This is a genomic window from Flavobacterium sp. IC2-16, from assembly GCF_055521455.1.
On sequence record NZ_CM145480.1, the window covers coordinates 820369 to 842986 of the forward strand.

Below are 22618 nucleotides of genomic sequence, written 5' to 3' on the forward strand. Positions count from 1 at the left end.
ACCTTGTAAAGCGTATGGCGGGAAAAAGGTTGCCAAAAAAGCCTTTACATTCGCTCCAAACAATTTATTTTTTTGCACTGCGAAGATAAAAAAATAACCCGAAACATTGCTGCTCCGGGTTAAAGGTTTCTCAAAATTGGTTTAGTTAATCTACGTTATCATGTAGAAAAGAGTTGTTAGAACGCAACTGAATATCATCGTTACTATCAAACCCTAATGACATGCGAGATTTGCTATTATCTATAGGCGAAGCATTTAAATCGACACCCATTCGTTTATAAGCCGGTTCTTTTTCCAATTCGTTAACACGCGATGCGCTATTATTGAATTTATAATTGAACTCTTTCATTTTACGTTTACGCTCTTCTGCACGTTGACGAAGTGTTTCTTCAATAGTCATTTCTACCGGAGAAATTTCATCAAAAAAGTTTTGGTTTGCTGGAGCTTCCTCTTTTTTATGCATTGTTATATCTAACTCAGGAGCAATTGGCTCTTCAATAACTTCAGCTGTTGGTTTCGATGCTAACAATTCGTTTTCTTTTTCCATGTAGTCATCTAGAGAAAAACGAATTACACCCGATTCCGACACTTCCGTTACAGGAATTACTTGTACTGGCTCATTAACCTGCATTTCTTTGGTTTCTTCAGACAAGTTAAAAATCAATTTATCATCGTTAGTTGAAACACCACCATTTGTTAAGTCAAAAGAGAATGAAATTTGTTCTTGAATTGGTTGCTCCTCAACTTTCACTACTTCTGCTCCAAAAACTTCAATTTCACGAACATCTTTAATTTCGAAAGTAACTTCTTCCTTCATAGGCGAAACTACTTCAAAAAACACATCAAGGTTTTTAATAAAATCAGATGTTGGAATTAAATCGATTTCAGCCACAGGTTGTACTTCTTCGATTACAAATTCTTCTTCTAAAGCAAAAACCACTTTTTGATCTTCTTCTGGAGTAACTTCGGTAGCTACCACATTAATTTCATTTACCGATGCAGGAGTTGAAAAGTCGAAAGCTGTAGTTTCATTTTTTTTCGTTAAATCTTGAACAAATTTTTGCTCACCTTCTAACGTATGAATGATTTTTTTAGGCTCCGCGTTAACAATTTCAGCTTGTTGTTCAACATTAAAACCAGTTGCAATTACGGTTACCGAAATACCTTCACCTAAACTTTCGTCTTCCCCAGCACCCATGATAATATTTGCGCTGTAACCTGCTTCTGTTTGGATGTAATCGTTGATTTCACCCATTTCATCCATAGTAATTTCATTGGTTCCAAAAACGATCAATAACAATACATTTTTAGCTCCAGCGATTTTATTATCGTTTAACAATGGTGAATCTAACGCTGATTTAATTGCGTCTTTCGCTCTGTTTTCACCCGTTGCTGTAGCAGAGCCCATAATGGCAGTACCACTATTAGACAACACTGTTTTAGCATCGCGTAAATCGATATTTAACGCATAGTGATTTGTAATTACCTCTGCAATTCCGCGAGAAGCAGTTGCTAATACTTCATCTGCTTTAGAGAACCCCGATTTAAAGCCAAGGTTACCATATACTTCACGCAATTTATTATTATTGATAACGATAAGCGAATCTACGTGTTTACGCAATCTTTCAACACCTTGTAACGCTTGCTCAGAACGAACTTTTCCTTCAAATTGGAAAGGAATAGTAACGATACCAACCGTTAAGATATCGCGTTCTTTAGCCAATTGTGCTATTACTGGAGCTGCACCAGTTCCGGTTCCACCACCCATACCGGCAGTAATAAAAACCATCTTGGTGTTGGTATCCAACATTTTTTCAATTTCTTCGATACTTTCGAAAGCGGCTTGTTGACCAACTTCCGGGTTTGCTCCAGCCCCTAATCCTTCAGTAAGATCAACTCCCAACTGAATTTTATTAGGCACAGGGCTATTCTCTAACGCTTGAGAATCGGTGTTGCAGATAACAAAATCCACCCCTACAATTCCCTGCTTAAACATGTGGTTAATGGCATTGCTACCACCTCCACCTACACCAATAACTTTAATGACATTTGATTGGTTTTTTGGTAAATCAAATGAAATACTGCCAAAATCGTTGTTGCTTTCCATACTGTATCGGTTTTATTCTGCGTTATCTAAAAATTCTTTAATCTTGTCTATATATTTATCAAAAAAGCCTCTTTTAATCTTGTCATTTGTTGACTCGGTATCGACCATTACTTTTTCAATTTCCGGTTTCGAAGTTTCCCAAGTTTCACTTTCTACTTGGGTGTTTTCATAAACTGGAGTTTTTATTTCAATTTTCGGCTCCTCTCGTTTCATTTCAACCAACGGAGTAGCACTTCTTGTATTGTTGCGAATGCTGTTCATTACCAAGCCAACAGCAGTGGCATACATCGGACTTGAAATTTCTTCGTCGGAATTTCCAGCCAAATGTTCGTTTGGATAGCCAATTCGTGTATCCATTCCTGTGATATATTCCACCAACTGCTTCACATGTTTTAACTGAGAACCTCCTCCTGTTAAAACGATACCCGCGATAAGTTTTTTGCGTGGATCTTCGTGTCCATAATTTTTAATTTCAGCGAATACCTGTTCAATAATTTCCACAACTCTTGCATGGATAATTTTGGAAAGGTTTTTCAAAGAAATCTCTTTAGGCTCACGACCTCTTAATCCCGGAATTGAAACAATTTCGTTATCCTTATTTTCACCTGGCCAAGCCGAACCAAATTTCACTTTCAACAATTCCGCTTGCTTTTCAATAATCGAGCATCCTTCTTTGATGTCTTCTGTAATTACATTACCCCCAAAAGGGATAACTGCTGTATGACGAATGATGCCATCTTTGAAAATTGCCAAATCGGTAGTACCACCACCTATATCTATCAAAGCAACACCAGCTTCTTTTTCTTCTTGACTTAAAACCGCATCTGCTGAAGCCAATGGTTCCAAAGTAAGTCCTGACAAATCCAAGCCCGCACTTTTAATACATCTTCCCACATTTCTAATCGATGAAGCCTGCCCTACCACTACGTGGAAACTAGCTTCAACTCTCCCTCCAGACATCCCGATAGGCTCTTTTATTCCGCTTTCACCATCAATTTTAAACTCTTGTGGCAATACGTGAATTATTTCTTCCCCCGGCAACATAGCAAGTTTATGAACTTGATTAATCAACAAATCGATATCGGCGTCACCAACTACTTCTTCAGCATTATTTCTACTGATGTAATCACTGTGTTGGATACTACGAATGTGCTGACCGGCTATACCTACCACCACATCGTTAATTTTATATCCAGAATCTGCTTCCGCCTCAATAATTGCTTGTTGAATTGACTGAATGGTTTGTGTAATATTATTTACCACACCACGCGCCACACCAAGGCTTTTGGATTTACCAACGCCTAAAATTTCTAACTTCCCATATTCATTTTTCTTGCCTATCATCGCTACAATTTTTGTAGTCCCGATATCTAATCCTACTGCAATACTTTCTTTTTCCATACTCATTTATTTGGTGCAAACAACCTGCTGTGTAAACTTCAAATTAACTTCTCTATATTTCCCAATCAGTGTATCTTTTTTGGCATACTGATAAAAAGCTTTGTAATTATTAAACTTCTTGTCAATATTGACTGTTTTTCCGAAAAGAATACGATAGTCGTAATTTCTATTCGTCATCATCAGACTTCCTGTTTCAGGCAAAATTTGAACACTGGTAATGTTTTTTTTCAAAAAATCATCGTTGTGAATTTTCTGAAAAACTTCTATCAATCCAGCTTTGTTATCTTCATTTACTTCGCCAAAAAGGAGCGGAACACGTGCCGAAAAATTATCCGACAATGGCATTTCTTCTCCCTGATAATCAATGTAATAAAACCCATTTTTATTGCTAACTCTTGCGATTGGGGTCTTCTGAGTAACGAGCGCTTTTAGGGTTCCATCTATAGTAGCAAACACCTCGGCTTTAGCAATCATTTTGTTATTATCGAGGGTATGCTCTAAACTATTCAAATCTAATTTATCTTTTCGTATCGTGGAAGAGCCGTTAAAATTTTGTATTAACAAGTTATTAACCATTTCATGTGTAACAAATGGGTTATTTTCGCCTGTAAATTCAACATCGGTTTTAACAATTTTTCGTTGTCCGTTTCTCATTTTTGAAAAAGAATACAAAAAAATCACGACGCCAATCATGAGCACTAAACGCACATCTGTCCATTTAATTTTTCTCATTTTCTAATGCCTTTTTTATATCTAAAACCATTTCACCAACATCTCCTGCACCTATCGTTACAATAACTGGCGCATCGGAACTTTTTAACATCGAAATTAACTCGTCTTTTTGAACCAATTTCTTTGCATCATTTTCAATTTTATCTAAGAGCCAGCTAGAAGTAATTCCTTCCATTGGCAATTCTCTTGCGGGATAAATTTCCATAAGCAAGACTTCGTCGAACTGTGACAAACTTTTTGCAAAATCGTCAGCAAAATCACAAGTTCTACTAAACAAATGAGGCTGAAAAACCGCTAATACTTTTTTACCCGGGTACAATTCACGAACCGCTTGATGCACTGCATTAATTTCGGTTGGATGATGTGCATAATCGTCTATATACACCAATTCCGGTTTACGAATTTGGAAGGAAAAACGACGTTTCACTCCTTTAAATGATAAAAAAGCCTTGGCAATAGCATCGGTTGGGGTACCAAATGTTTTTGCCATTGCCAAAGCTAATAGCGCATTAGTCAGATTATGTCTGCCTGGCAGTCCAAATTTTAAGTTTTGTATTGTTTCTGTTGGTGTTTCGACATCGAACACATACCAACCGTTTTCTATTCTTATGTTTTTTGCAACGAATTGCGAATCATCATTTACACCTACAGTTATCCCTTCCAAAGGCAATCCGTTAGTAACAAACAATTTGGTTTTATCTTCAACTTTATTGGCAAACTCCACAAATGAAGCCTCAATACTTGCTTTATCTCCATAAATATCCAGATGATCTGCATCCATAGAAGTAACACAGGCAATATTGGGATGCAAATGCAAAAACGAACGATCGAATTCATCTGCCTCAACAACCGTAACTGTTTTTCCGCTACCAATTAAATTGGAATTATAATTTTCGACTATTCCTCCTAAAAACGAAGTAACATCGGCTCCACTTTCGTAAAGCACATGTCCTAAAATACTCGATGTAGTTGTTTTCCCGTGAGTCCCTGCTACTGCAAAACAAAACGTATCTTTAGTGATGATTCCAAGAACTTCAGCACGTTTTTTTACCACAAAATTATTCTCCAAAAAGTAATTCCATTCGCTGTGATGTTTTGGAACAGCTGGTGTAATAACAACCAACGTATTTTCTTTATTCAAATACTCGGGTGCAATTTGATTTATACTGTCTTCAAAATGAATCGAAATACCACTATTTATTAACTCACCAGTTAAGTGCGTAGGCGTTTTATCGTATCCGGCAACATTTTTTCCAATAGATTTGAAATAACGCGCCAAGGCACTCATACCAATACCTCCAATACCTATGAAATAAACGTTTTGTATTTGACTTAAATTCATTTTGTATACATTTAAAAGACTGGTTTACTGAATCAGTTTTACAATCTCATCCACAATATCTTTTGTTGCATTAGGCAGAGCCAATGACTTAATATTTGCACTCAACCTGTTTTGCTTTTCCATGTCATTTATCAAATCACTAAAAAGCGATTCAAACTGAGAATCCAATTCCGATTCTTTTATTAAAAGCGCTCCATTTTTATCGACAATAGCTTTCGCGTTCTTAGTTTGATGATCTTCCGCCACATTAGGTGAAGGAATAAAAATTACCGGCTTACCAACTATACACAATTCGGAAACTGAAGAAGCACCAGAACGTGAAATCACTACATCTGCAGCAGCATAAACCAAATCCATTCTGTCGATAAATGATAGGACCTGAACATTTTCTTTATCATTAAAATGTTTGTATTCTTCAAAATACAATTTCCCACACTGCCAGATAATCTGAATATTTTGCGACAGTAAAAAGTCGATTTCCTTTGCGATTAACTGATTAATTCTTCGAGCTCCTAAACTCCCTCCCAAAACAAGCAATACTTTCTTTGAATTATCCAGTTTGAAATATGAAAAAGCTTCTTGTCGTTTTTCTGCAACGGAAATTAAATCTTGACGCACAGGATTACCCGTTATAACAGTCTTTTCTTTTGGAAAAAAGCGTTCTAAATTTTCGTAAGCCACGCAAATTTTATTGGCTTTTTTACTCAACAATTTATTTGTTATTCCGGGAAATGAATTTTGTTCTTGTATCACGGTAGGCAATCCTAGCATAGAAGCTACTTTTAAAACCGCTCCGCTTGCAAAACCCCCAGTACCAATAACCACATCGGGTTTAAAGCCTTTAATAATACCAAACGATTTACACAAACTGGAAACCAATTTCAAAGGAAACATTGCATTTTGCAAAGTCAATTTTCGCTGAATCCCTGCAATCCATAATCCTTTAATTGGATAGCCCGCCTGAGGCACTTTTTGCATTTCCATTTTATCGCTAGCACCCACAAAAAGAATTTCCGATTTTGGAAACCGCATCTTTAGTTCATTAGCAATTGCTACCGCAGGATAAATATGACCTCCGGTACCTCCTCCACTAATTATGAATTTTGGATTGTCTTTCATTTTTTAAGTTGCTGAGTAACTGAGATTCTGAGTTACTAAGTTTTATATTCTATTCTCTTTCTTTTTGTTACTTGCTTTTCCCTTCTCACTTCCCTAGTACCACATTCATCGGATTGTCCGAATCGTCTTCTATCGAATAGTTATCTTCTTTTTTTACTTTTTCAATTATTTCTTCGATATCATTATTTTGTCCAGCTTCCAAAGCTACTTCACGATCAATAATTCGCTGTAACGCTTCATCTCTTTGTTTAGCTTCAGCTTCAATTTGGGCAATTTCTTCTTCTTTTTTAGTAACACTCAAAATAATACCTATCGCAATACAGGTCATCCATATAGAAGTTCCTCCGCTACTAATTAAAGGCAATGTTTGCCCTGTTGTTGGTAGCAATTCAACAGCAACACCCATATTGGTAAATGCCTGAAAAACTATAGGAAACCCTAGCCCCACTATTAATAACTTACCAAACAATGTTGGCGCTTTATGGGATGTTATCAAGAATCTGAAAAACAACAACAAATACAAGCCCATAATTGCAAAACCCCCAATAAGACCATATTCTTCTACGATAATGGCAAAAATAAAATCGGATGATGATTGAGGTAAGAAATTTTTCTGAACACTTTTACCCGGACCTAATCCGTATATTTTTCCAGAAGCAATAGCAATTTTTGCTTTTTCAATTTGATAATCATCTTCGTCTGGAGCGTCTGAACTAAATCTTTCAATACGACTCATCCAGGTGTTTACACGACTGGTTAATTTATTATCTGGAAATGCTTTTGCTACCAACACAAACAATAGAAGTGCTGCAATTCCCATTCCGATAATGGAAAATAAATACTGCAACTTATACCTTCCTACGAAAACTAACATACAAACCATTGAAAACATTAAGGCTGCCGTTGAAAAGTTAGCCGGAAGAATTAATCCGATTACCCCGAAAACAGGCAACCATAATTCTATGAACGAAGATTTAAAAGTATATTCTTTATCTTCAATTTTCGCCAGATATCGTGCCACATAAACCATAAGCACAATAAAAGCAAAAGCTGAAGGCTGAAACGACACACCTACAAACGGAATTTTTAACCATCTACTTGCATTAGCCCCACCGATAGTTGTTCCTTGAAGCATCGTAAAACCAAGCAGAAGAAGCACAACTGGCATTAACCACCATGAAAAAGCTTTAAAATAATGATACGGCGTTCTGTGAACAAAATAGATAAAACAAAACCCAATAAAAACATGAACCAAATGCTTGATTAAATGTCCGACAATAGAACCATTCCCCACTACATACACAAGGTTTGTACTGGCACTGAAAACCGGCATAAAAGAAAATAACGAGAGTAAGGCAACAAATGCCCATATCCCTCTATCTCCTTTAAGTTTTCCTATTAGCTCTTTCATTTCCTTTTGAGTTTCTAAGTTGCTTAGCTACTATATATTTCTATAAATTTTGAACTGCGTTTTTGAATTGCTTTCCTCTGTCTTCGTAATTATCAAACAAATCAAAACTTGCACAAGCTGGTGACAACAATACTGTATCGCCTTTCTCAGCCATTTTTTGAGCAATTTTAACGGCTTCAGTCATACTGGTTGTTTCAACCAAAACATCAACCACATCGCCAAACATTTCTTTAATTTTAGTGTTATCAACTCCTAAACAAACAATTCCTTTTACTTTTTCACGAACCAAAGGCATTAATTCTGCATAGTCATTTCCTTTATCAACTCCTCCAACTATCCATACTGTAGGTGTCATCATACTATCCAACGCGTAAAAAGTAGCATTTACATTGGTTGCTTTTGAATCGTTTATGTATTGCACATTTTGAATTTTCAATACATTTTCCAAACGGTGTTCAACGCCCTGGAAATTTGACAAACTTTCACGTATGGTTTCCTTTCTGATACGCATCAATTGTGCTACCGTTGTAGCCGCCATTGCGTTTTTAACATTGTGTTTCCCTTGTAATGATAGTTCGTTGATTGGCATAGTAAATTCTTCGTTATTAATATTGATATGGATATTGTTGTTTTTTAAATAAGCTCCTTCTTTTAGTTCGTTTACTAATGAAAAAGGAATCTTTTTAGCTCTAATCTCGTTTTCAGACAACCACTTGGTTATTGCTTCATCATCACTATCGTAAATAAAATAATCGTCTTCTGTTTGGTTTTTGGTTATTCTGAATTTTGCTTGGATATACAAATTGTAATCGTAATTGTATCGATCCAAATGATCTGGGCTAATATTGGTCATTACAGCTATATGCGGACTATACGTTACAATTCCGTCCAACTGAAAACTGCTTAACTCCAAAACATAAGCTTCGAATTTATTCTCGGCAATTTGCCATGCATAACTTTTACCAATGTTTCCGGCAATACCAACGTTCATTCCGCCTTGTTTCAGTAAATGATGCGTTAACATTGTGGTAGTGGTTTTTCCGTTGCTTCCGGTTATTCCGACAGTTGTTACTTCAGCAAATTGACTTGCAAATTCTATTTCCGAAATAATAAGAACATTATTGCTTTTTAATTTTTTAACTATAGGCGACTTATCTGGAATACCTGGGCTCTTCATAACTACATCGGCATTCAGAATTAAATCTTCCGTATGTTGCTTTTCTTCCCAAGGAATTTGATTCAGAATAAGAACTTCTTTGTAATTGTTTTTAATTTCTCCAAAATCAGACACGAAAACGTCGTAGCCTTTCTTTTTTCCAAGAATGGCGGTACCTACACCACTTTCGCCTCCACCTAAAATAACTAGTCGCATATCTATCTAAGTTTTAAAGAAACTAATGAGAAAATTGCCAGCAAAATCGCCACAATCCAGAAACGTGTTACTATTTTACTCTCGTGATACCCTTTTTTCTGATAATGATGATGCAATGGTGACATCAAGAAAATTCGACGTCCTTCACCAAATCGTTTTTTAGTGTATTTGAAGTATGAAACCTGAATAACCACTGATAAATTTTCGGCTAAAAATATTCCGCACAATACTGGAATAAGCAGTTCTTTACGAACCGCTATGGCTAATACCGCAATAATTCCACCTATAGTCAAACTACCTGTATCACCCATAAATACTGAAGCCGGATATGCATTATACCAAAGAAATCCGATAAGCGAACCAACAAAGGCTGCGATATACACCGTCATTTCCCCAGAATTTGGGATATACATGATATTCAGATAATTTGAAAAAATAATATTACCCGAAACAAAGGCAAAAATACCGAGAGCGAGCACCGATATGGCAGACGTTCCTGCTGCCAAGCCATCGATACCATCGGTAAGATTTGCACCGTTGGATACTGCTGTAATAATGAAAATTACAACAGGAATGAAAATCAACCAAGCATAGTCTTTATAGTTATCACCTGTCCAAGCAAGCAATTCTGCATAATCCAATTCGTTATTTTTGAAAAAAGGGATAGTTGTTGCGGTCGATTTTTCTTCTTTAACTACCGAATTTACCACCGTTCCATCTTTAAAAATATTTGTTGTAGACGTATCGGTTCTAACCGTTACACCAGGATGGAAATACAAAACAGAACCAACAATTAAACCCAGTCCGATTTGCCCAATAACCTTGAAAATACCTTTTAATCCTTCTTTATCTTTTTTAAATATTTTGATGTAATCATCTACAAAACCAATTGTTCCCATCCAAATGGTTGTAATAATTAGCAATATCACGTAGATGTTATCTAACTTCGCTAATAAAAGCACCGGAATTAAGGTTGAAATAATTATAATAATTCCTCCCATAGTTGGTGTTCCAGCTTTTTGTGTTTGCCCTTCCAGACCTAACTCACGAACCGTTTCACCAATTTGTTTTTTACGTAAAAAATTGATGATTCGTTTTCCGAAAACAGTTGAAATCAATAAGGACAAAATAATTGCCAATCCAGAACGAAACGTAATGTATTGAAACACCCCAGTTCCTGGAACATCAAGTGCTTTATGTAAGTATTCGAAGAAGTAGTATAACATACTTTTGTCTTTTAAATTATTTTATTTTCCTAATTGATTCAATAATTCTTTAACGGTTTCCATATCATCAAAATCGTAACGAACTCCCATAATTTCCTGATAGGTTTCATGACCTTTACCAGCAATTAAAATGATATCGCCAGATTGTGCTAATTGGCACGCTGTTTTTATAGCTTGTTTTCTATCGATTATAGAAAGTGTTTTTTTGAAATGCTGACCTTCTACCCCTTTTTCCATGTCTTCGATTATGGCTTCCGGCTTTTCACTTCTGGGATTATCCGAAGTAAAAATGGCTTTATCACTCATCTCCGAAGCAATTTTTGCCATTATCGGGCGTTTCGTTGTATCGCGATCACCTCCGCAGCCAACCACTGTTATTAACTGCTCGTTTTTAGTGCGGATATCTTCAATAGTATTCAAAACATTTTCCAATGCATCTGGTGTATGAGCATAATCCACAATAGCGGTTATTTTAGATGGCGAAACAATAAACTGAAAACGACCTGAAACACTTTCAAGCTCACTCAGTAATCGTAACGCTTCTTGCTCTTCTAACCCTAACTGTAACGAAGCACCATAAATAGCCAGTAAGTTGTACGCATTAAAAGAACCAATCAACCGAACCCAAACTTCTTTATCGTTGATTTTAAGCAACAATCCCGACAATTGATTTTCTAGAATTTGCGCTCTATAATCGGCATACGATTTTAAAGCATAGCTCAATTTCTTAGCTTTTGTATTTTGAAGCATAATTGCTCCATTTTTATCATCTATATTGGTAATCGCAAAAGCCGTTTTTGGCAGATTGTCGAAAAAAGATTTTTTAACATCACGGTATTCTGCAAATGTTGCATGATAATCTAAGTGATCGTGTGATAAATTCGTAAAAATACCCCCTGCAAAATGTAAGCCTTCCGTTCTTTTTTGATGAATACCATGTGAACTCACTTCCATAAAACAAAATTCACATCCCACAGCAACCATCTCATTCAAATAATGATTAATGGTAAGAGAATCTGGTGTTGTATGTGTTGCTTTGTATTCGGTTTCATCAACCATAATTTTCACTGTAGAAAGCAATCCTACTTTATAGCCTGCATTTTTGAACAGCTGATACAATAAAGAAGCAATAGTAGTTTTACCATTGGTTCCCGTTACACCAACTAGTTTTAAATTATTCGATGGATTTTCAAAATAATTGGCAGCCATAAAAGCCAAAGCTTCATTCGCATTAGCAACTTGCACATACGTAATGCCTTCAACAGCTTCTGGAAGATCTTCACATACAATAGCCGTCGCACCAAGTTGAATGGCTTTATCGATAAAATCATGTCCGTTGGAAACCGTACCTTTAATGGCAACAAAAACATCTCCCGATACAATTTTACGAGAATCGAATTCAATTTTATTCACCTGCATGTCTGTTGAACCAACAACCGCATCAATATGAACTTTATATAATATGTCTTTTAAAACCTTCACGATAATTCCAATACTATTAATTGATTTTTACCAAAAACTTGCCCTGGTAAAATAGATTGTTTTTTTACTTTCCCAACACCTACAACTTTAACCTTCATCCCGAAGTTTTCCAGTAAAGCCACGGCATCCATTCCGCTCATTCCTCTAACATTAGGCACTGTATTTTCTTTCTTCTGAACCTTATCATAATACGTAGCGTAGTTAGCCTCTTGATCTTTATATTTTACATTCAACTGTTTGATTTCATTGGTTGAAGGAACATCAGTGAAGATTTTTTGAGCAATTCGTTTGAAAACTGGTCCGGCTACATCTGCTCCATAATATCCTGCAGCCACATTCGGCTTATGCACCACAACCACGCAAGAATACTTAGGCTCATCTGCTGGAAAGAACCCAACAAAAGATGAAGCATAATACATATCACCTTCACCTTTATGGTAATTCATTTGAGCCGTTCCTGTTTTTCCTGCCATGGAAAAATCTTTAGAATACAGCTTAGACCCTGTTCCTTTTTTTACCACGTTACCTAAAATCGCTTTAATTTTAGCCAAAGCTTCATCTGAACATATCTTCGGATTTATTACCTGCTTATCGAATTTCTTAATGGTTTTGTTCCATTCCTTGATTTCTTTAACAAATTGCGGTTTAACCATTTCTCCATTATTCGCCACAGCGTTGTATAATGTTAAGGTTTGAAGCGGTGTCATAGACACACCATAGCCGTATGCCATCCAAGGCAATGCGATAGCCGACCAACCTTTACCGCCCGGCTGCGGTATAAAGGGTTTTCCCTCACCTTTAAACGGCAATCCCAAAGGTTTATTCAATCCTAATCCGTTAAGACGATTGACAAATTGCTCCGGATTGTCTTTGTAATTTTCATAGACAGCCTGAACCAAAACTGTATTAGATGATACTTCGAAACCACGAGCCAACGAAATCTTTCCCCATCCCCCTTTATGCGAATCACGAACGTGTCTTCCTCTATAAGTTATATCTCCTCCTTTACAGTCGTACACCTTACTGGTATCCACTTTTTCGTCATCCAAAAGGGCTATCAAATCAACCAATTTAAATGTTGAACCTGGTTCGTGTGATTCTGCTACGGCATAATTAATCGTTTCGTAATAATTACCACTTTCCGAACGTCCTAAATTGGAAATTGCTTTTACTTCGCCGGTTTTGGTTTCCATAACCACCACACATCCGTGGTCTGCTTGATAATATTCCAACTGTTTTAACAACGCATGGTGAGCTATATCTTGAATGTAAACATCGATAGTTGAAATAATATCATATCCATCTCGAGGTTCAATCTCGTTATTATCGCTAATTGGTTTCCACTGACTCTTAGCAATTTTTTGCATCAATCGGCGACCGTCTTTCCCATTAAGATATTCGCCAAAAGCACCTTCAATTCCTACACGAGTACCTTTACCACTATCACTAAATCGCTCATACCCAATAGTTCGCTCTGCAATTTTTCCAATCGGATGTTCACGTACTGTTTTTTGTTCGGTAATCATTCCTCCTTTATAAGCTCCCAAATTGAATAATGGAAAACTCTTAATACGCATATATTCGGTATAACTAAGACGACGTGCTAAAAGAAAATACCTGCTTTTATTCGCTCTTGCTTTGCGCAATTCGGATTGAAAATGACCTGATGATTTCCCAAGAACCAAAGCCAATGAATCAGACAAAGGTTTGATGTTTTTTTCGAAATTTTCGGAAGATGGAGCAACCGCATCAAAACGGATTGTATAATTTGGAATTGAAGTAGCCAATAAACTTCCGTCAGCCGAATAGACATTCCCTTTATTTGCCGGAATGATAAAATTTTTAACCGTACGTTCTTTAGCTAGTTTTCTATAATACTCCCCTTTTACCCACTGAATGTTTGTCAGTTTTACAGCAACGAAAACAGCCATCACAAAAATTGCGAAGGCTACTAAATAAATTCTATATGAAATATTTTTGTTTTCTACTGCCATAATTTTTCGACAATACTTTTCTCTTTTTCAGTAACTTTTATTTTTTTAGGCGGAACCGATGACGGATAAATTTGTCGTGGCTCCATTTTTTTGGAAATGGTTGACTCCATTTTGAGTTCCATCAACTCCGACCTTCTATCTACAAACTCCGAACGCAATTCTTTAACCTCATTGGTAAGCTCTGTGATTCGATAGGTTTTTTGTTCATATCGATGTGAATTTGCTATCATCAACATTGCCAACAAAATCAAAAAGACAATGAATTTCCAATTTTTCAAGGCATCATCGTCAATTAAAAATTTTGCTTTCAACAAGCTGTACACACCACCCTTCATACCTTATTTTTTTTCAGCAATTCGCAACTTAGCGCTTCGAGCTCTACTATTTATAGCAATTTCTTCATCTGAGGGAACAATCATTTTCCCAATCAATTTAAAAGGAACTTCAAATCGACCAAAAAAATCGCGCTCCGGCTCACCTTCAAACATTCCGTTCTTCATGAAACGCTTAACCAATCTATCCTCAAGCGAATGATACGAAATCACACTTAATCGTCCTTCCGGTTTCAAAACCTCTAATGACTGCTCTAAGAATTCACGTAAAACATCCATTTCCTGATTCACTTCAATACGAATTGCTTGGTAGATTTGAGCCAAAATTTTATTACTCTTATGTGCCGGTAAAAATTTTACCAAAACCTTTTTCAACTGCTCGGTATTTTTAATCGGCTGATCTTTTCTAGCTATTACTATTGTATAGGCTATTCCTTTAGCTGTAGACAACTCACCATACTCTGCAAAAATTCTTCGTAAATCCAACTCTTCGTACTCGTTCACCACATGATACGCACTCAAATCTCCTTTTTGATTCATTCGCATATCCAATTCTGCATCAAAACGCGTTGAAAAACCACGTTCCGCTACATCAAACTGATGCGATGAAACTCCGAAATCTCCCAAAATTCCATCCACTTCCTTTACACCATGAAAGCGCAAATAGCGTTTTAGAAATCTGAAATTCTCATGAATCAAAGTAAAACGGCTATCGTCAATTGCATTAGCCAATGCATCTTCATCCTGATCAAAAGCAAACAACTTACCGTTGGGACCAAGTCGACTTAAAATTTCTTTCGAATGACCTCCACCTCCAAACGTAACATCCACATAGATGCCGTCAGGCTTAATATTTAGACCATCCACTGTTTCTTTCAACAATACTGGATTATGATATTCCATCGAAGTCATCGTTTAAATCACCCATTACTTCTTCAGCAAGAGATGCAAAATCATCATCTCCACCCGCAATAGATTGTTCGTATAAATTTTTATCCCAGATTTCAATAATATTAACCTTTGATGTCAACACTAAATCTTTTGAAATTCCAGCAAAATCAATCAAATCTTTTGTAATCAACAAGCGGCCCGCATCATCAATATCAACCATTTTAACTCCAGCCATAAACTTTCGGATAAAATCGTTGTTCTTTTTGTTAAAACGATTCAACTTATTAATCTTAATCATCATCAAATCCCACTCCGCTTTAGGCCATAACTCGACACACTTATCAAAAACAGAGCGTTTCAACACGAAACCAGACTCCAGTGAAGGCAACTGCTTTTTAAGCGGAGCCGGCACTAGAAGCCTACCTTTTGCATCGATTTTACACTCGTATGTTCCAATAATATTCGTCAAACGAAATAGATTTTGAATTGATTTACAGCAAAAGTACAGATTTTTTTACCACATTTTACCACAAATTCCCACTTTGTTGATAAGTTTTTACACATCAACCCAGTTTAGTAAGAAAATATGCTAATTCTCTCAACCTTAAGTATTAAAGAATATTTATAGATTTTCAAAAAAGACGAAGAATACAGCAAAACACCTTTCGTTTATAATACATTTTTTACGAAAAATAAATTTCGTTTTACAAATAGCTGTTTTTATAGAAAATCGGTGAATCTGTTGATAATTAGCCGCTTAAAAAAACCTGAATCAAAAAATGGCGGAAAGCAGTGGAGGTTTTTCTATTTCACAAATGAAAACTTCTATTTTATTAAGAAAATCATATATTTGTCACAATTTGATATTGGATACTTATACACCAAAAACACATGCTTAAAAAAGAGGGCAAATACAGTTATTTTGAAATCGGAGAAGGAACACCTATAATTATATTACACGGACTTATGGGAGGTTTGAGCAACTTTGATGGTGTTGCAAATTTCTTTCCAAAACATGGTTACAAAGTAGTAATCCCTGAATTACCTTTATATACCAACAATATTTTAAAAACCAATGTTAAAGCATTTGCAAAATTTGTAAAAGACTTTATTACGTATAAAGGTTTTGAAAAAGTAATTTTATTAGGAAATTCACTTGGCGGACATATTGCTTTATACCATACTAAAATGTATCCTGAAAAAATGGCTGGATTAGTCATAACAGGAAGTTCCGGTTTATATGAAAGCGCCATGGGCGAAAGTTACCCAAAGCGAGGTGATTACGAATACATTAAAAAGAAAGCGGAAGACGTTTTTTACGATCCGAAGATTGCCACTAAAGAAATTGTGGATGATGTTTACGCAACAGTTAATGACCGTATAAAACTTTTAAAGACTTTAACTATAGCCAAAAGCGCTATTCGTCATAATATGGCGAAAGATTTACCTAAAATGACGACACCTACTGGTATTATTTGGGGAAGAAACGATAAAGTTACACCGCCAGATGTTGCCGAAGAATTCAATAGATTACTTCCTAATTCTGATTTATACTGGATTGAAAAATGTGGCCATGCCGCGATGATGGAACATCCGGATGAATTTAACCGATTGATGTTGGAATGGCTTAAAAAATCGAATTTATAATTAAGAAGTTACAGGCAACTGTAACTTTTTTAACTTTATATAATATGAAAATTAATACTGCCGAATTTGTGATTAGCAATTCTGAAGTGAGTAAATGTCCGAAAGAACCTCTTCCAGAATACGCTTTTATTGGGCGTTCCAATGTTGGGAAGTCGTCTTTAATCAATATGCTGACCAATCATAAAAACTTGGCAAAAACATCTGGAAAACCAGGAAAAACACAGCTTATTAATCATTTTAAAATCAATTCAAATTGGTTTTTGGTTGATTTACCGGGTTATGGTTACGCTAGAGTATCTAAAAAAACAAAAGAAACTTTCCAAAAGTTTATCACTGATTATTTCGAACAACGCGAACAATTAGTTTGCGCATTTGTACTGGTTGACATACGTCACGAAGCCCAAAAAATAGATTTGGAATTCATCAACTATTTAGGAGAAACCGGTGTGCCTTTTTGCATTATTTTTACCAAAGCCGATAAGATTAGTCGTGGAAAAATAGACCAACATGTTGCCGCCTACAGAAAACAGCTTTTAGCCAACAACTGGGAAGAAATGCCGCAATATTTTGTTACTTCATCTACCGAAGAAACCGGAAGAGACACGCTGCTTGATTTTATAGATGGCGTTAATCAAGATCTTTTTAAAAACAATAATTTATAAAAAAAGGGTTCACTAAGTGAACCCTTTTTTTATTTCTTTAAATCAAGTTTTTCCGCAAAATAGTCGCAAAAATCACGCATGGTTGCCGTCATTTTTTCATCTTCGGTAGCCCGGTGAAAAGTATCAGCCATTGCCACAAGAGTTTGGTGGAAAAACACTTTCATTTCATCCACAGGCATATCTTTGGTCCATAAATCAATTCGAAGTGTTTCCTGTGTATTGCTATCCCAAATTGAAAGCAACATAGCTTTAGCTTGTTCAGCATTTACACCACCATCTTTAGCAGTCCAATATAGTTTTTCGGGTACGCGGTTTTCGTCTAATTCGACAGTTAATTTTATTTCGGATTTAATTGACTTTGACATTATTTTTTAGGTTTGTATTTAGAGTTATCAAAAATTTCTTTAGCGTCGGTTGCTAACATTTTTTGCAACGGAACATCGTTATTTTTCATATACGAACGAACAATTTGCCATCCTAACCATTGTCCAACACGCCCAGGCGATTCGTTATCGATTTCCAAATAGAACTTAGAATATGGCCCAATGGCTATAAAACGCTGCATGAGTTTTACATCGGTATCATACAATAATTTATTATTAATGAAATACTTCCACATTTCACTTTCGTTTTCTTCACACCATTTTAATTGGTCATCAGTATATTCGATTTTAGCCGCATCTGTAGTTTCCGGAATTAAAACATCTTTTAAATACAATTCTTTTCCAAAATAAATCATTTGCGCCAACAATGTTCTATCGGTTGGTGGAGCAATTTTACCTTGGGAAAAACTCGAAACCAAATCCGGTAGCATTTGAGATGGTTCGAAACCTTGGCGTTGGTATTTTGGAAACCCTTCGTAAAAACGGTGGTCTTTACCTAAATAGGTATCTAACGAAATCAAAACCAAACTATCGGCATAAATAGCTTTAGCATCGGTATCTACTTCCGAAATCAACGTAATTACTTTTGGTGTAGCATATTCTGGAAAATAATACTGAACATGCTTAAACATTTGCTCTAAGCCCTTTTCAAAAGACGAATTGTCTGGGAATTTTTTTTCAACCTCAGTATACAACTCTTTTAAAATAGGGTTATTTAGTTTATTTGTCCAAACCGTATCTGGATTACCTGCCGGAAAGAAAAACGGAAATTTCTCTTTAAGCTCTGGCAAATCTTCAGGCTTCGACTCATAAAAAAGTTTATCAAAACGTTCTATTTTTACTTTTACAGGAATAGCTTCAACAGCTTCTGTAACTTTATCGTCCTTCTTACAAGAAACTAAAAAAGTAAAAACAGCAAAAAGCAAAAAACACTTCTTCATATCTTTCATCAAAAATTTATACTTTTATCGCAACAAATTTGCGCAAATATACGCTACAGTTTTATAAAATCTTCATAAATAATTATGGCAACTTCCAACTCTTTTCAAGCAGACAAAATAAATACTCATATTGTAAATTGGTTAAAAGATTATGCAACTAACGCAAAAGTAAAAGGTTTTGTTGTTGGAATATCTGGCGGAATCGATTCGGCATTAACCTCAACATTATGTGCTCAAACTGGCTTACCTACATTATGCGTAGAAATGCCCATTCATCAACATCATTCCCAAGTATCGCGAGGTGAAGAGCATATAAAGCAACTCAAACATCGTTTCCCTAACGTAACCAGTACAATAGCCGATTTAACTCCAGTATTTGAAACTTTTAAAACGGAAGTACCATCATCGGAAAACGAAGCCGTTTTGAATCTAACTCTTGCTAATACTCGTGCTCGTTTACGCATGACGACTTTATATTATTTTGCCGGATTAAACAGTGCTTTAGTTGCTGGTACCGGTAATAAAGTTGAAGATTTTGGTGTTGGCTTTTTTACAAAATACGGAGATGGCGGTGTAGATGTTAGTCCGATTGCCGATTTGGTTAAAAGCGAAGTTCGATTACTCGCTAAATTTGTTGGTGTACCGCAAAGCATTTTGGAAGCAAAACCAACAGATGGCCTTTTTGGTGACGACAGAAGCGACGAGGATCAATTGGGCGCTAGTTACGACGAATTGGAAATTGCTATGGAAGCTTTGGAAAACGGCAAAACAGAAGCCGATTTTACAGGACGCGATCTTGAAGTTTTCAAAATATACAAACGCTTAAATACTATAAATCAGCATAAAATGAATCCGATACCTGTTTGCCATATCCCTAAAGATTTGAAATAAATTTCTTTCATTGATTATCAGTTATTTATATTTTTTTTAGTAATTTTACAGACTATTACTATTAAAAATTTCGTGAAATGATAAGAGTATGTTTAGCCGACAATCATCCAGTGGTACACCACGGAGTTAGATCCTATTTTAAAGACAATTCTAGCGTCAATTTTGTAGGAGTGGTAAGTAATTTAGACGATTTAGATGAATTACTAAAAAGAAAAGATGTTGATGTTGTGGTTTTGGATTTGGAATTGGAAGGATTAACCAGCATCAATGTAGTAAAATCTTTAATTAAAGAATATTCCGATACACGTTTTGTAGTTTTCACCAATTTAGGCGAGCAAATTTATGCTCCAAATGCCATTAAGGCCGGTTTTTCTGCGTATGTACACAAAAATTCAAGATTAGAAGATTTAGAGAATGCCATCAAAAAAGTAAACGAAGGAAGTGTTGTTTTCAGCGAAGCTGTGAAGAAAAATTTGGCTTTATTGAACAAAGGAAAAAAATCCGATCGTTTATACCGCAAGCTTTCTTCTAGAGAAATTGAAGTATTACGCTATTTAAGTGACGGTAAGAAAAACAAAGAAATTGCCAAGCTTTTAAACCTTAACGAAAAAACTATCAGTACTTATAAATTAAGATTACTTACAAAATTACACGTAACCAATCTTGTAGATTTGGTTAACAAAGCAAAAGCTTTAGAAGTGGTTTAATGATATCGTGACATTACCCTTCCTAACTTAGACGAGAATGAATTAATCAGTTTGTAATATTCCATTGCCATAGAAAGCGTTTCGGAATTATCTGCATCTGTTTCAGTAGACAAACTGTTTTTCAATTCTTCGATAAGTTTATCCACTAAAAACCAACGTAATGTTAGTATCGTTTCAGAAACATACTGACTTATTGTTTGGTTTTTTTGTTTTACTATGATTTGTTTCGCTTCCCAATTGTGCAACAAATCACGTTCTTCTTCCATTAAAATATGTGTAACTTCCTGAGCTAATTCTGGTTCCAATCGCATTAAATACTGTTCCAATTCGAAGGTTTCAGTTTGATGGAAATAATTTATCAAATCATTATAAATTGCGCGAAACATTGGATTTGCCAACTCCACTTCATCTTCTTGTAAACTCAGATATATTCTCTGATATACTTTATACGGATTAACTTCTTTTACTTCACCTACTTCGCCGTCCTCATTCGTTTTCAAAAGCACATCTTCAAATTCTTCTTCGGTAGCTCCATATAACAACAAAATCTCGATTATTTTACGTTCCAATTCGTAAAGCACATCGATTTTAGTGTTCAATTGTAAATTTTCATTCTTTACAACCTCAAAAGCTTTTTGCTCCGTTTTAAGTTTTTTACCTGCTTCATGAATATCTTTCTGAACAAGCTGCGCCAGTGTATTGAATAATACATCTTCGGAAATATCCATAATTCGGGAACATTCCTGAATATAAATTTCCCTTTTAATCTTATCTGGAATTTTGGAAATACTGGCCACCATATCCCGAATAAGTTCGGCTTTCTTGATAGGGTCGTTTTTGGCTTCTTTCATCAACAACGATGCTTTGAACTGAATAAAGTCCATTGCATTATCATTAAGATAAGCCACTAATTCATCATACGGGGTTTTCTTCGCAAAACTATCGGGATCGTCACCATCTGGAAACGTACAAACTTTTACATTCATACCTTCTTCCAAAATTAAATCGATTCCTCGAATAGACGCTCGCAAACCAGCCGCATCACCATCAAAAAGCACCGTAATATTTTTTGTAAGTCGGTTTACCAAACGAATTTGGTCTGGTGTTAAAGCAGTACCTGAAGAAGCCACAACATTTTCAATTCCAGCTTGGTGCAACTGAATCACATCGGTATACCCTTCTACCAAAAAACAGTTATCTAACTTTGCAATGGCTTGTTTTGCATGATAAATCCCGTACAAAACTTTACTCTTGTGGTAAATTTCACTTTCGGGAGAGTTGACATACTTAGCCGCCTTTTTATCATTGGTTAGAATTCGACCACCAAATCCCAAAACACGTCCCGACATACTCTGGATTGGAAACATCACACGGCCTTTAAAACGGTCGAATTGTTTATCATCTTTAACAATTGTAAGCCCCGTTTTATCAAGATATTCCAATTTATACCCTTTCCCGAGCGCTTCCATAGTAAAAGCATCCCAAGCTTCAGGCGAATATCCTAATCCAAATTTCTCGATGGTATCTTTGGTAAACCCGCGCTCTTTAAAGTAGGAATATCCAATTGCTTTTCCTTCATCGGTATTAAGCAAGTTTGAATGGAAATAGTTGCGAGCAAATTCTGAAACCAAGTACATACTTTCTTTTTCATTGGCTTCGGCTTTTGACTCATCGGTTTGCTCGGTTTCTTCAATTTCGATATTGTATTTTTTAGCCAAATACCGAATAGCTTCCGGATACGAAAAATGCTCGTGTTCCATCAAAAAAGTAACTGCATTACCGCCTTTTCCGGAACTGAAGTCTTTCCAGATTTGCTTAACAGGCGAGACCATAAAGGAAGGTGATTTCTCGTTCGAAAACGGACTCAAGCCTTTTAGATTGGAACCTGCACGTTTTAATTGCACAAAATCACCAATTACCTCCTCAACACGGGCGGTTTCAAATACGGTTTCTATGGTGCTTTGTGAAATCAAAATGT

20 protein-coding genes are annotated in these 22618 nt (G+C 35.9%); 4 read left to right on the plus strand and 16 right to left on the minus strand.

All coding sequences use genetic code 11. The annotated features are described in order from the left end of the window. Positions 1-145 precede the first annotated feature (145 nt). The 13 genes from ftsZ to mraZ all read right to left on the minus strand — a co-directional run bounded on the left by ftsZ (position 146) and on the right by mraZ (position 15878). Positions 146-2107 (minus strand): cell division protein FtsZ, encoded by a 1962-nt coding sequence (ftsZ, locus tag ACZ1JT_RS03660; RefSeq protein ID WP_465094807.1) that lies wholly within the window; start codon positions 2105-2107, stop codon positions 146-148. A 12-nt stretch (positions 2108-2119) separates the two neighbouring features. Beyond that, positions 2120-3508: a cell division protein FtsA gene (gene ftsA, locus ACZ1JT_RS03665; protein ID WP_465094808.1), complete on the minus strand. Its 1389-nt coding sequence runs from the start codon at positions 3506-3508 to the stop codon at positions 2120-2122. Positions 3509-3514: 6 nt separating this feature from the next. Then, positions 3515-4240 carry a cell division protein FtsQ/DivIB gene (locus tag ACZ1JT_RS03670; RefSeq protein ID WP_465094809.1) on the minus strand — a complete coding sequence of 242 codons (726 nt, stop codon included), beginning with the start codon at positions 4238-4240 and terminating at the stop codon, positions 3515-3517. After that, positions 4227-5582, minus strand: coding sequence for a UDP-N-acetylmuramate--L-alanine ligase (gene murC / locus ACZ1JT_RS03675; protein WP_465094810.1), 1356 nt, complete (start codon positions 5580-5582; stop codon positions 4227-4229). Before murC ends, ACZ1JT_RS03670 begins: the two co-directional genes overlap by 14 nt. Positions 5583-5606: 24 nt before the next feature. Continuing rightward, positions 5607-6701: an undecaprenyldiphospho-muramoylpentapeptide beta-N-acetylglucosaminyltransferase gene (murG, locus tag ACZ1JT_RS03680; protein WP_465094811.1), complete on the minus strand. Its 1095-nt coding sequence runs from the start codon at positions 6699-6701 to the stop codon at positions 5607-5609. Between the two features lie 85 nt (positions 6702-6786). Continuing rightward, on the minus strand, positions 6787-8112 hold the full coding sequence (locus tag ACZ1JT_RS03685) for an FtsW/RodA/SpoVE family cell cycle protein (RefSeq protein ID WP_465094812.1): 1326 nt from the start codon (positions 8110-8112) through the stop codon (positions 6787-6789). Between the two features lie 40 nt (positions 8113-8152). Continuing rightward, a complete protein-coding gene (gene murD, locus ACZ1JT_RS03690) occupies positions 8153-9484 on the minus strand; it encodes a UDP-N-acetylmuramoyl-L-alanine--D-glutamate ligase (protein ID WP_465094813.1) in 1332 nt (443 codons plus the stop codon). 2 nt (positions 9485-9486) lie between these two features. After that, on the minus strand, positions 9487-10710 hold the full coding sequence (gene mraY, locus ACZ1JT_RS03695) for a phospho-N-acetylmuramoyl-pentapeptide-transferase (protein WP_465094814.1): 1224 nt from the start codon (positions 10708-10710) through the stop codon (positions 9487-9489). Between the two features lie 21 nt (positions 10711-10731). Then, the gene (locus ACZ1JT_RS03700; protein ID WP_465094815.1) at positions 10732-12192 is read right to left on the minus strand and encodes a UDP-N-acetylmuramoyl-L-alanyl-D-glutamate--2,6-diaminopimelate ligase; all 1461 of its coding nucleotides are present in this window, start codon (positions 12190-12192) and stop codon (positions 10732-10734) included. Then, a complete protein-coding gene (locus ACZ1JT_RS03705; RefSeq protein ID WP_465094816.1) occupies positions 12189-14186 on the minus strand; it encodes a penicillin-binding transpeptidase domain-containing protein in 1998 nt (665 codons plus the stop codon). The genes ACZ1JT_RS03700 and ACZ1JT_RS03705 overlap by 4 nt, the downstream gene beginning before the upstream one ends. Beyond that, positions 14177-14521, minus strand: a complete 345-nt coding sequence (locus ACZ1JT_RS03710) for an FtsL-like putative cell division protein (RefSeq protein WP_465094817.1) — start codon at positions 14519-14521, stop codon at positions 14177-14179. The genes ACZ1JT_RS03705 and ACZ1JT_RS03710 overlap by 10 nt, the downstream gene beginning before the upstream one ends. A gap of 3 nt (positions 14522-14524) precedes the next feature. After that, positions 14525-15421: a 16S rRNA (cytosine(1402)-N(4))-methyltransferase RsmH gene (rsmH, locus tag ACZ1JT_RS03715; RefSeq protein WP_465094818.1), complete on the minus strand. Its 897-nt coding sequence runs from the start codon at positions 15419-15421 to the stop codon at positions 14525-14527. Further along, positions 15408-15878, minus strand: a complete 471-nt coding sequence (mraZ, locus tag ACZ1JT_RS03720; RefSeq protein WP_465094819.1) for a division/cell wall cluster transcriptional repressor MraZ — start codon at positions 15876-15878, stop codon at positions 15408-15410. Before mraZ ends, rsmH begins: the two co-directional genes overlap by 14 nt. Positions 15879-16300: 422 nt before the next feature. Between mraZ and ACZ1JT_RS03725 the strand changes: the two genes are divergently transcribed. Then, positions 16301-17056, plus strand: a complete 756-nt coding sequence (locus tag ACZ1JT_RS03725) for an alpha/beta fold hydrolase (RefSeq protein ID WP_465094820.1) — start codon at positions 16301-16303, stop codon at positions 17054-17056. Positions 17057-17100: 44 nt separating this feature from the next. Continuing rightward, on the plus strand, positions 17101-17718 hold the full coding sequence (gene yihA, locus ACZ1JT_RS03730; RefSeq protein ID WP_465094821.1) for a ribosome biogenesis GTP-binding protein YihA/YsxC: 618 nt from the start codon (positions 17101-17103) through the stop codon (positions 17716-17718). Positions 17719-17747: 29 nt separating this feature from the next. On the opposite strand, the gene gldC is transcribed toward yihA, so the two are convergent. After that, entirely contained in the window at positions 17748-18083 is a 336-nt protein-coding gene (gene gldC / locus ACZ1JT_RS03735) for a gliding motility protein GldC (RefSeq protein ID WP_465094822.1), read from the minus strand. Beyond that, positions 18083-19042, minus strand: a complete 960-nt coding sequence (gldB, locus tag ACZ1JT_RS03740) for a gliding motility lipoprotein GldB (protein WP_465094823.1) — start codon at positions 19040-19042, stop codon at positions 18083-18085. The genes gldC and gldB overlap by 1 nt, the downstream gene beginning before the upstream one ends. An 84-nt stretch (positions 19043-19126) precedes the next feature. Between gldB and nadE the strand changes: the two genes are divergently transcribed. Together nadE and ACZ1JT_RS03750 are read left to right on the plus strand one after the other, a co-directional pair. Beyond that, positions 19127-19933, plus strand: coding sequence for an NAD(+) synthase (gene nadE / locus ACZ1JT_RS03745; protein WP_465094824.1), 807 nt, complete (start codon positions 19127-19129; stop codon positions 19931-19933). Positions 19934-20010: 77 nt separating this feature from the next. Further along, positions 20011-20640, plus strand: a complete 630-nt coding sequence (locus ACZ1JT_RS03750; protein WP_465094825.1) for a LuxR C-terminal-related transcriptional regulator — start codon at positions 20011-20013, stop codon at positions 20638-20640. Here the strand turns inward: ACZ1JT_RS03750 and dnaG are convergent. Continuing rightward, positions 20637-22613 (minus strand): DNA primase, encoded by a 1977-nt coding sequence (gene dnaG, locus ACZ1JT_RS03755; RefSeq protein ID WP_465094826.1) that lies wholly within the window; start codon positions 22611-22613, stop codon positions 20637-20639. The genes ACZ1JT_RS03750 and dnaG overlap by 4 nt on opposite strands. Positions 22614-22618 lie beyond the last annotated feature (5 nt).